This is a genomic window from Staphylococcus sp. 11-B-312 (genome assembly GCF_016743055.1).
Lineage (GTDB): Bacteria > Bacillota > Bacilli > Staphylococcales > Staphylococcaceae > Staphylococcus > Staphylococcus ureilyticus.
On sequence record NZ_CP068241.1, the window covers coordinates 1785717 to 1797662 of the forward strand.

General features: G+C 32.3%; 9 protein-coding genes. 4 read left to right on the plus strand and 5 right to left on the minus strand.

Translation table 11 applies throughout. The features are described from left to right. Positions 1-68: 68 nt before the first annotated feature. On the plus strand, positions 69-2324 hold the full coding sequence (locus tag JG554_RS08505; protein WP_203265229.1) for an ATP-binding cassette domain-containing protein: 2256 nt from the start codon (positions 69-71) through the stop codon (positions 2322-2324). A 165-nt stretch (positions 2325-2489) separates the two neighbouring features. Here the strand turns inward: JG554_RS08505 and JG554_RS08510 are convergent, their stop codons facing one another. Then, positions 2490-2966, minus strand: coding sequence for a DUF420 domain-containing protein (locus JG554_RS08510; protein ID WP_046207853.1), 477 nt, complete (start codon positions 2964-2966; stop codon positions 2490-2492). Positions 2967-2990: 24 nt separating this feature from the next. After that, positions 2991-3902 (minus strand): heme o synthase, encoded by a 912-nt coding sequence (gene cyoE, locus JG554_RS08515; protein WP_070037996.1) that lies wholly within the window; start codon positions 3900-3902, stop codon positions 2991-2993. A 279-nt stretch (positions 3903-4181) separates the two neighbouring features. Between cyoE and JG554_RS08520 the strand changes: the two genes are divergently transcribed. Then, positions 4182-5090: a COX15/CtaA family protein gene (locus JG554_RS08520; RefSeq protein ID WP_046207855.1), complete on the plus strand. Its 909-nt coding sequence runs from the start codon at positions 4182-4184 to the stop codon at positions 5088-5090. A gap of 62 nt (positions 5091-5152) precedes the next feature. Here the strand turns inward: JG554_RS08520 and JG554_RS08525 are convergent, their stop codons facing one another. From JG554_RS08525 to JG554_RS08535, 3 genes are all read right to left on the minus strand, one after another. Next, positions 5153-8608: a pyruvate carboxylase gene (locus JG554_RS08525; RefSeq protein ID WP_073342460.1), complete on the minus strand. Its 3456-nt coding sequence runs from the start codon at positions 8606-8608 to the stop codon at positions 5153-5155. A 368-nt stretch (positions 8609-8976) separates the two neighbouring features. Continuing rightward, positions 8977-10212 carry a cell division peptidoglycan polymerase FtsW gene (gene ftsW / locus JG554_RS08530; protein ID WP_107360172.1) on the minus strand — a complete coding sequence of 412 codons (1236 nt, stop codon included), beginning with the start codon at positions 10210-10212 and terminating at the stop codon, positions 8977-8979. A gap of 357 nt (positions 10213-10569) precedes the next feature. Then, positions 10570-10845 (minus strand): Fpa/YlaN family protein, encoded by a 276-nt coding sequence (locus tag JG554_RS08535; RefSeq protein WP_019469266.1) that lies wholly within the window; start codon positions 10843-10845, stop codon positions 10570-10572. A 344-nt stretch (positions 10846-11189) separates the two neighbouring features. Between JG554_RS08535 and JG554_RS08540 the strand changes: the two genes are divergently transcribed. Both JG554_RS08540 and JG554_RS08545 read left to right on the plus strand, forming a co-directional pair. Further along, on the plus strand, positions 11190-11672 hold the full coding sequence (locus JG554_RS08540) for a hypothetical protein (RefSeq protein WP_046207858.1): 483 nt from the start codon (positions 11190-11192) through the stop codon (positions 11670-11672). Continuing rightward, entirely contained in the window at positions 11673-11846 is a 174-nt protein-coding gene (locus tag JG554_RS08545; protein WP_073342466.1) for a DUF2197 domain-containing protein, read from the plus strand. The last annotated feature ends 100 nt before the right edge of the window (positions 11847-11946 follow it).

Consider the following 11946-nt stretch of genomic DNA (forward strand, 5'->3'; position numbering starts at 1 on the left):
AGATTATCTTAACACGACTTAATAGACAATAAAATTTTGGGTATAAAATAAATAAAGGGGTGACAAAAATGTCAATCATTCGTATTCACGGTGCGAAACAAAATAATTTGAAAGATATTTCCGTAGATATACCAAAACATAAAATTTCTGTATTCACTGGTCGTTCTGGTTCAGGTAAGTCATCATTAGTCTTCAATACAATTGCTGCCGAATCTGAACGTTTACTTAACGAAACATATTCTACATATATACAAAACCAATTAAAACAATATAGCAAACCAAACGTAGACTTAATAGAACACTTACCCGTAGCTATGATTATCAATCAAAAAAGATTAGGGGGAAATTCACGTTCAACTGTAGGTACAATTTCTGATATATATGCTTCAGTCCGTTTATTATGGTCACGTATCGGTACACCTTTTGTAGGATATTCTGATATCTTTTCTTTTAATAACCCAAAAGGTATGTGCGAAACATGCTCTGGCCTTGGATACATAGAAGATATTAACTTAGAAGAGTTATTAGATTTTGAAAAATCTTTAAATGAAGATGCAATCCGTTTCCCTTCTTTCAGACCAGATAGTTGGCGTAGTAAACGTTATTTATATTCAGGTTTATTTGATAATGACAAGAAATTAAAGCATTATACTAAAGAAGAATTGGATACTTTGTTATACACGAAACCTACCAAATTGAAAAACCCTCCTGAAAACTGGCCAAAAACTGCAAAATTCGAAGGGCTGATCCATCGATTCAGACGTTCATTTTTATTAAATGATAATTTCGAAAAAAATAAATTCAAAAATGATATTGAAAGAGTTGTGACGTCACAAAAATGTCCGACATGTGATGGCAAGAGATTAAATCAAAATGTATTAAAATCTAAAATTAACGGCTTAGATATTGCTGATTTCACACACTTATCTATTGATGATGCGATGCATTTCATAAAAAAACTAGAATCTAGTAAAGCACAATTTATAATTAACCCTTTGCTAAAGCAATTAGAATCTCTTAGTTATATCGGTCTTAACTATCTTACTTTGGATCGTGAAACGAAGACCCTGTCAGGTGGAGAGTCTCAACGTATTAAACTTATCAGACATCTAAATAGTCCTTTAAGTGACCTAGTTTATATCATTGATGAACCGAGTGTCGGGCTACATCCTGAGGATATTCAAAAAATAAATGAAATTATTCAATCGCTTAAAAACAAAGGTAACACAGTTCTAGTTGTAGAGCATGACCCTGACGTTATCAAAATCGCTGATCACATCATAGATTTAGGACCTTATGCCGGAAAAAATGGCGGTGAAATTATTTTCACTGGTAGTTATTCTAGTCTGTTATCATCAAATTCTAGTACTGGACAAGCACTAAAGAAAAAACACAAATTAAAATCAAAAGTAAGACCAACTCATGCGTTTATTAACTTAAACCATATGACGCAAAACAATTTAAAGGATATTTCAGCGCGTATTCCTAAACATGCAATGACTGTGGTAACCGGTGTAGCTGGATCTGGCAAGAGCACACTTATACACGGGGGCTTAAAAAATAATACTGATGCTATTATTATTGATCAAAAACCGGTGCACGCTTCAAGTCGTTCTCATTTATTAACATATCTTGATATATTTGAAGACGTCCGTAACTATTTCAGTAATCATACAGGCTTAAAGAAATCATTATTCAGTTACAACTCTGAAGGCGCTTGTCCTGAGTGTCATGGCAAAGGCGTGTTAAAAACTGAGCTTGCGTTTATGCCAGACTTCACTCAAATTTGTAATGTATGTGGTGGTAAAAGATATAAACCTGAAGTATTAAGTGCAACGATTGCAGGCTATTCAATAGCAGATATATTAAACTTAACGGTGGATGAAGCGTTAGATTTCTTCCATACAAATAGGTCTATTGCAGAACCTTTACAATCATTGAAGGCAACTGGCTTAAATTATATGAGTTTAGGTCAAACACTTGATACACTTTCTGGTGGTGAAATACAACGTGTTAAACTCAGCAAGTATTTAACACACACTGTAAGCGGCCATATCTTTGTATTTGATGAGCCTACCACTGGTTTACATGAAGATGATATACCAATTATTTTAGCTAGTTTTGATAATTTAATTGAGCAAGGTAACACTGTGATAATCATTGAACATAATTTAACAATGATGACGCATGCGGATTGGATTATAGATATTGGTCCATATGCTGGAAATAAAGGTGGCAAATTACTATATCAAGGGAAACCGGATGGTCTATTAACAAACACTGCTTCTGTTACAGCAAAACACTTAAATAGATATTTATCTTAGGTTAAGATGCTTCTACACTTAATTCATATTTTCACATTTTTATTAATATAAAATAAATCCAAATGTATCTGTAACCTTTAAATAAAAAATAACCTGCGACACAAAAGTGTCGCAGGTTATTTTTAGATATAATCAATATTTTAGCTAGATTAGTCTCTCGCATCCTTAGCTAAGTATATTTATAAAACCGAAAGTTGCTTTCAATAATGATGTCGTTTCTCCGCCTGGATATAATACATAGAGTAGTACATAAACCATCACGCCTGTGATAGCAGTACAAAACCAAACAATTGATGCAATTGGTCCTACAAATCTGTGAAGTTTAAACTTGTCTTTGAACGCAGTGATAATTTGGAAAAGTCCCAATAACCCACCAATGGTAGCTAAATTGATATGAAAAATTAAGAATATTGTATAATAAATCTTAATTGATTCTGGACCGCCAAAAGCAGTATTACCAATAAATATCGTTCTCGAAGCATAAATAATAAAAAACGTTAGCGCAAATACAGCAGCAAGTAACATAAATTTTTTATGACTTTCGATTTCTCTTTTCCATATTTTACGCCATCCGATTGCAATAAGGATTGCGCTTATCACTATACATGTTGTGCTAATTGTAGGTAAGATTGGTAAATTCATAAATTCCATCCTTATTAATATTTATTAGAACATTTTAATTAATGAAACAACAACAACGAGTACGAAGAAAACTACTAAATAGTTTAAAGAATAAATAAACATTTTTGTTGCCCATTTTGTTTGATCTGAATCTTTTTTAAAACTAGTTAAACCTAAATATAACCAGCCTAAGTTTAATAACGTAGCTAATACCATAAACGTTGTACCAAGATCACTCAATAATAATGGCAATGGTAATAACAATATTAGCCATATAAACATACTCACTCTCGTGCGTTTGAAACCTTTAACAGAAGGTAACATCGGAATATTTGCCAAGCTATATTCATCTTTACGTTTTATTGCCAATGCATAAAAATGTACTGGTTGCCAACAAAATATTACTAAGAATAGCGCTACAGCAATTATACTAATATTGCTCTCGATAGCTGTCCAACCTATTATCGGTGGTACAGCACCAGGAAAACTCCCAATTACTGTATTCCAAACTGTATGACGTTTAGACCAAATTGAATAAAATGACACATAGCCAACGATACCTAACAATCCAATTACACCGGATGGTATATTTAAAGCAAATAATAATGCTTCCCCTACGAGCATCATTCCAAAACTAAGTAATAATAAATTTCTATTTGAAATTTTCCCATTAACTGAAGGTCTTTGCTGTTTACTTGGCATGATACTGTCAATATCTTGATCATAGTAATTATTTAAAGCGCATGCGCCCCCCATAATTAATGTCGAACCTACCAACATCATTAAAATCTGTGGTATTGACGAGAGGAAGGAATGATTTGCCAACACAATTGCAAGCCATGAACCAGCAAACGCTGGAATTAAATTGCCCTGTACTAGTCCCATCTTAATAATTTGTTGTAACTCTTTAAACGTTACACGACTAGAATTATGCGACAAAGTTTGTTCTTTGTTCATAATTTCCCTCCTAAATTTTCCATATAATACAATGATATATCAATTTAAGGTCATTGACTACATTTATACAAAGTTATTTGTGACACTTTATCGACATTCACAAATAGTCATTTTTGTGACACAATTAGAAGTGTATTTCTTGTTATAATAATAATTAAGTTTTATTTAAAAATAAAGAAGTAAATGTAAAGAGTCTTTGGTTTACAGTATAATGGTTGTTATCATTTGAGCTGAACCATTACTCATATTCTGTTTTATTTATTTGTGGGGGGTTAATTCTTGTTTAACAAAAAAAACCTGAAATGGTTATCTGTATTGGCAGCGATAATAATGGCATTTGTACAGCTAGGAGGTGCCCTAGTTACTAAAACTGGTTCAGCTGATGGTTGTGGCTCTGACTGGCCGTTATGTCATGGTGCTTTTTTACCTCAAAATTTGCCTATACAAACAATTATTGAATTAAGTCATCGTGCAGTATCAGGTCTATCTTTAATTCTTGTTTTATGGCTAGTGATAGTTGCTTGGAAACATATTGGTTATATCAAAGAAGTTAAACCGTTATGCATGATTAGTATTGGTTTCTTATTATTACAAGCACTTGTTGGTGCAGCAGCAGTCATGTGGCAACAAAACGATTATGTTTTAGCGTTACATTTTGGTATTTCATTAATTTCATTTTCTTCAGTATTTGTTTTAGCGTTAATTATCTTTGAAGTAGACCGTAAATACGAAGCTGATGAATTATTTATTCGTAAACCACTTAGAATCTACACATGGATTATGGCAGTCATTGTATATTTAACGATTTATACTGGAGCTTTAGTTAGACATAAAGAAGCAAGTTTAGCTTATGGTCAATGGCCGCTTCCATTTAATGATTTAATACCTCATAACGTACAAGATTGGGTGAACTTCACTCACAGAGGTATGGCTTTAATCGCTTTTATTTGGATTTTAATTACGTTTATACACGCAATTAATAATTACAAAGAAAATCGAACAATTCGTTTTGGTTATACCGCTGCATTTATTTTAATAATTTTACAAGTGATTACAGGTGCTTTATCTATTATTACTGAAGTGAATTTATTAATTGCTTTATTGCACGCACTATTCATAACAATATTGTTTGGTTTAATTGCTTACTTTATTGTATTGATGCTAAGAACGATAAGAAGTGGCGGATAATCTACTTTAATTAACTTACAAAAATGCTGGGATACGTTAACCGTATCCCAGCATTTTTTAGTTTAATCTTCTTGCTCTTTTTCAATTTCTATTAATAAATCTCCTGTTTCAATCGCATCACCATTTTGTACTGTCACTTTTCTTACGACACCATCAAATGGTGCTTGAATAGTTGTTTCCATCTTCATAGCTTCAGTAATCAATAATGCTTGCCCACTCGTCACAGATTCACCTTCTGTAATTTTTACTTCTGTAACTGATCCTGGCATTTGTGCACCAATATGATTTGGATTCAGTTTATCCGCTTTGGGTTTAACGCTGGCATTGGCTTTCACATTTTCATCTTGTATAAAGATACGTCTAGCCTGACCATTCATATCATAAAATATCGTACGTACGCCTTTTTCATCAGGTTCTGTAATCGTTTTAAGTGTAATAATTAATCGTTTACCTGTATCAATCTCAATTTCTACAGTTTCATTTGCTCTCATGCCAAAGAAAAATGTTGGCGTATCTAGAAGTGATACATTGCCATATTGTTCTTGTGTCGAAATAAATTGTTCATAGACTTTAGGATATAACACATAACTGATTACATCTTGCTCAGTGACTTCTTTTTGTTGTTTTTCCTCTAATTCTTGTCTCACTGTTTCAAAATCGACTGGCTCTAAGTATTCTCCTGGTCGTTCAGTTAATGGTGTTTGACCTTTCAATATCACTTTTTGAAGGTCTTTATTGAATCCATTTACCGGCTGACCAATTTCTCCTTTAAAGAATGATACGACAGATTCAGGGAAATCTAATTTATATCCATCTTTTATTATCGTTTGTTCATCTAAATCATTTTGAACCATGTATAAAGCCATATCACCAACAACTTTTGATGAAGGTGTTACTTTAACAATATCACCGAATAAGAAATTAACACGTTTATACATATCTTTCACTTCATTAAATCTATTGCCTAAGCCTAAACTTTTCGCTTGTTGACGTAAATTCGAATATTGTCCACCTGGCATTTCATGTTGATAAATTTCTGTGTTAGGTGACTTAATATCACTTTCGAAATCGCTATAGTATTGACGTACAGTACCCCAATAATGTGATAATTCTTCCATACCATCAATATCTGCACGCATGCTTCTACCGAAACCATTCAGTGCATAATACAACGAATTACCACTAGGTTGACTGGTTAAACCACTCATAGATGCTACTGCTGTGTCAATGACATCTACACCTGCATCTATAGCTTCTTTATAAGTTAATAGCCCATTTCCGCTTGTATCATGTGTGTGTAAATGAATTGGTAAATTGACCGCTGCTTTTAATTCACCGATTAATTCATACGCAGCTTTTGGTTTTAATAAACCGGCCATATCTTTAATTGCTAAAATGTGGAATCCTTCTGATTCAAGTGTTTTCGCCATATTTATATAGTAATCTAATGTATAAATATCAGAACGATTACTATTTAAGAAATCACCTGTATAGCAAATAGCGCCCTCTGAAATCTTACCTGCTTCTTGAACGGCTTCATTTGCCACTTTCATTTGATCTATCCAATTTAATGAATCAAATATGCGGAAGACATCTATACCTGCATCAGCACTTTCTTTCACAAATTTTTTAATGACATTATCTGGATAGTTTTTATAGCCAACAGCGTTAGATGCACGTAAAAGCATTTGGAATAAAACGTTTGGAATAGCTTTTCTTAATCTTTCAAGTCTTTCCCACGGATTTTCTTTTAAGAAGTTGTAAGCAACATCAAATGTTGCGCCGCCCCACATTTCTAATGAAAAACTATCTTTCATTACTTCTGCTGTTTTAGAAGCAATATTCATCATATCTTTAGTTCGTACGCGTGTGGCCAACAATGACTGATGTGCGTCTCTGAACGTTGTATCTGTAATTAATACATCTTCTTGTTGTTTTAACCATTCCGCAACTGCTTGTGGCCCTTTATGATCTAATAACTGCTTTGTACCTTCAAATTTTTCGACAACCTTTTTTGGAACCTGAGGAATTGGCGACGTTTCATAAATCGGTTTCGGCCTTTTTTCTACGTTAGGAAAACCATTGATAGATACATTACCTATATATTCTAATGTCTTTGTTCCTCTATCTAATGTAGGTTCAATATCAAATAACTCAGGTGTACTTTCGATAAACTTAGTCGTGTAATCTCCGGTCTTGAATTGAGTATTTCTCATTACATTAATTAAAAATGGCACATTAGTTTTCACGCCACGAATGCGCATTTCTTGTAATGAACGGTCCATTTTTTCATTTGCTTGTTTAAACGTCATACCATGTGTAGATAATTTTACAAGTAATGAATCATAATATGGTGAAATCTCGGCACCTTGGAAACCATCACCAGCGTCAAGTCTTACACCAAAGCCACCACTTGAGCGATAAGCAATAATTCTACCAGTATCTGGCATAAAGTCATTTGTTGGATCTTCCGTTGTAATACGACATTGAATCGCATAGCCTAATGTTTGAATATCTTTTTGTTGTGGCATGCCTATTTCATCATCAAATAGTTTTTCACCATCTGCTACAAGAATTTGAGTTTTAACAATATCTACACCTGTTACCATCTCAGAAATTGTATGCTCAACTTGTACACGAGGGTTAACTTCTATGAAATAGAAATCGTCTCCAGATACTAAAAATTCAACTGTACCAGCATTTACATATTCAATATTTTCCATTAATTGAATCGCAGCATCACATATACGCTCTCTTAATTCATCAGTAAGTGCAACAGATGGCGCAACTTCAACAACTTTCTGATGACGTCTTTGGACAGAACAATCACGTTCATATAAATGAACGATGTTACCATGTTCATCACCAATGACTTGTACTTCAATGTGTTTTGGATTATCTATATATTTTTCAATATAAACCTCACTATTACCAAAAGATTTCTCTGCTTCAGATTTTGCTCTGTGAAATGCTTCTTCCAATTCATCTTCTGAACGCACAATACGCATACCCTTACCGCCGCCACCGCTTGTAGCTTTAATCATCAATGGGTAGCCGGCTTCATTTGCAAAAGCAATTGCATCGGATTGATTATCAATTGGTCCATCTGTACCTGGAATAACTCTTAAATCAGCATTTATAGCTGTCGTTCTTGCCTTAACTTTATCCCCAAACATGTCTAGATGTTCGACACGTGGGCCGATAAACTTTATCCCCTCTTCTTGACAGCGTTTAGCAAAAGTTTCATTTTCACTTAAAAATCCATAACCAGGATGAATTGCGTCCACTCCTGCACGTTTCGCAACATCTAAAATGCGCTCTATATCCAAATATGATTCTGCTGGTCCTAAATCTTTCCCAACTAAATATGACTCATCAGCTTTATATCTATGTAAAGACCCTTTATCTTCGTTTGAATAAATCGCAACTGTTTTAATATTCAATTCTGTTGCAGCCCTAAAAATCCTTATTGCTATCTCTCCACGATTGGCTACCATAAGTTTATTAATTTGTTTCAAATCATGGTCCCCCTTAAATTTTGAATTTTCTAAAAAGTTGAATATAAAATTGATTATAGCAAAATACGAACTATGTATACAGTAAAATAGTTTTCACATTATTTAAAATTACAATAAAACCATTACTTTTATTTTAAAGATAAGACTAACTATTTTATTGTAATTAACACTGAAAAAATGGATACCTATCGTATTTAAGAGAGATTATATCACAAAAACAACATAATATAAAGTTATCATTATTGATAACTTAAACTTATCAAAAGAGTTACACTTATTAACTTTTTCAAAAGTAGCTTGTACAGATAAAAAAATAAGCAAACGTTTCCAACATTTGCATGTTGAATCGTTTGCTTATTTTGCACGTATTAATTATTTTTTGGCACGCTAAAATTTTTAGTATGTTTACGTTGCTGTCTTCTTTTCGCTTCATCTACTTTAATTTGTTTAGCTGTAATTAACAATAGTCCCATTGCAATACTTAAGCTAATCATTGATGACCCACCAAAGCTAATAAATGGTAACGGGACACCAGTTAAAGGTATCGTGCCTGAAATACCACCTAAATTGACAAATGTTTGACTACCTATATAACTCGCAACACCTACACAAACTAATTTATAAAAGTATGAGCTTGTTTTACTCGCAAGTTCAAATGCACGATATACAATAAAGAATAATAGGCAAATGACAATTAGCCCTCCAACAAGTCCAAGTTCCTCACAAATAATAGAGAAAATAAAGTCAGTATGTGGTTCCGGCAAATAACCTAATTTCATAATACTATTTCCTAAACCACGGCCTAACAATCCTCCATTACCAATTGCAATTAATGAATTAGAAATGTGGTAACCTGTGCCACCTTCATTACTAAATGGATCTGTAAGGGTACTGAATCTAGCCGTTAAATAATCTGGCACGAGCCCTATGAGTAAAAATAAGCCACCAATAAGTACAACACCTGTAAGAACAATTAAACCATATTTTAGCGATTTTTGAACGCCAATACCTGCATAAAATAAGATTGAGAAAAAAATTATTAAAATTAATAATGTTTGCCCTACATCGCGCTGTAAAAACACAAGGCCAATACAAATAGCAGATAAAATGATTGGTGAAGTCATTAATTTAGGATTTTTAAAAACTTTTGGCCTTTTCTTTTCAATCATATATGGAATATATAATATCAAAGCAATTTTCAACAGTTCTGAAGCTTGTAAATTCATAAAGCCTAAATTAATCCAACTTTTCGAACCATTAATATTACTTCCTACTAAAAGCGTTGCCATTAATAATAAGATAATCCCAAGCATCATCCATTTTTGAAACTTAATTGTTTCCAAAAACTTCACATTCATCACAAAAGCCATAATAAAAACAAGAATGATACTCATAATTACGTACATTAATTGCCTAGTGTAAAAATATGTTCCTGTCACAGGTACACCGCCTGTTAAAGAACCTTTAGTGGCTGCAACCATACTTGCACTATATACCATGACTAAGCCAATGAGACATAACAACAAATATGTAATTACTAACGGATAATCAATATATTTAGCATTCTTGCTAATATATTGAAAAAAACTCTTTATGTTATTCATTCGACATATCATCCAATTCTATTTTATATATTCTTTACATATTAATCATTTTTAATAAAAGTTTCAGAAACGTTACGTTATTCTAAAAACCGAAATTGTTTTTTAAATTAATTGTACCTTTAACAGTATATCAAAAATTGTATTCATTTTTCGAACAAATATAATTTGTTGTTCAATCATTAATATACTAATACATCCTTTGTTATCAAACAAAAAAAGTGGCTACGATACAATCAATATAATATTGACATCTTAGCCACTTCAAATATCTTATGTAGTTTTTTAACTACTTAATTTCACTTTATATCATTTTATTTAGTAAAAATAAATTTATACTTTTAAAATTACTGAATCCAATTAAACGTTTGTAAATGCCTCATGCAATTTAGACAATTCTTTTTCTAAACGAAGCATTAAATCTTTGCCCGCTTCTCTGTCTACCAAGCCTAGTTCAACAGCAAAATCAACTTCTTTTTGTAAACCAAACATTTGCGTATCAAGAACTTCTTCATACAATGGGCATTGAGGTAATGTAAGATTATCCATTTGAACTTTTATCAATTGAAGAATCCTGTCTGCATCTTTATTTAATTGGTCATATGCCGCACTGTTTAATTTTTGGCCCTTTACCATGACATACTCCCCCTATCAATTGTAACTTTATATGTAAAAGTTTATCTTACTGATACAGAAAAAGCAAGCGAATTCAGTAATATACTAAGGCTAGTTATTTATGATAATATTAGAAATAGTGATATATTTAGTTTAGTTACATATATAATTAATGAAACGAACTACACAAATCATTGTGCTATGAGCGTTCAAGCAATTAGACATTTTTATTTATATGAAGCATCTCATATGATATAAACTATTTAATTACGTCTAAATTCACAAAAATGTCAATTATTGTAACGGCTGAACTTTTTGTCGATTCGTTTTATTTAAAATTTTTATAATACATTAGGAGTGGGATTATGATTCAAATTAAGGGTGAAGTTAAATTTCCAATTACTTTAGATAGTACAACTTGGATATTTGATGATAGAAAAGTTAAATTAGAAGATTTAGAGAGTGGTGTTTTTGACGGCACTAAACCAATCAATTTCGATGACAATCGGGAATGGAATCGTGCAATTTTAGAAGGACAAACAAATCCTCCAACACTTAATTCAGAAATTAAATATAGAAAAAGAGCAGTTTTAGAAAATTCATTTGTAATTAATATGTCACCATTTTTCAAAAATGCTGAGCCTTATGATCATGCGAAAGCAATACGTTTATTTAATGATAATGACTCAATAGAAGTGCCAATAGATTTACTACCATATCTTTTCTTCCAATTCGCTCGTGATGGTAAAAGACTTTATGAAGATAACTTCGTAGATAGTTTTGTCTATATTCCAGAACAAGGTTATTCATATGAGTTCAAGTATGTTACTCACATCGAGGTGATTTAAATGATAAAAGTGCAATGTATTATCTGTGATACCGAAGTATTCATTGATCAAAATACATTAGAAGCTAAAAGATTAAGAAATGATCCAATGCACACTTTTATGTGCGACGAATGTAAAAGTCGTCTGGATACACCAAAACAACGTAATCAAGCAACAACCTTCGACCATCGATAATCTATTTGTACAGACTTACACATCTTTTAAACCAAAAAGCAAAATATAGCTTCATCATATTAGCAATCATTAATAGCTTTGACCATCGTCATCGACTGTT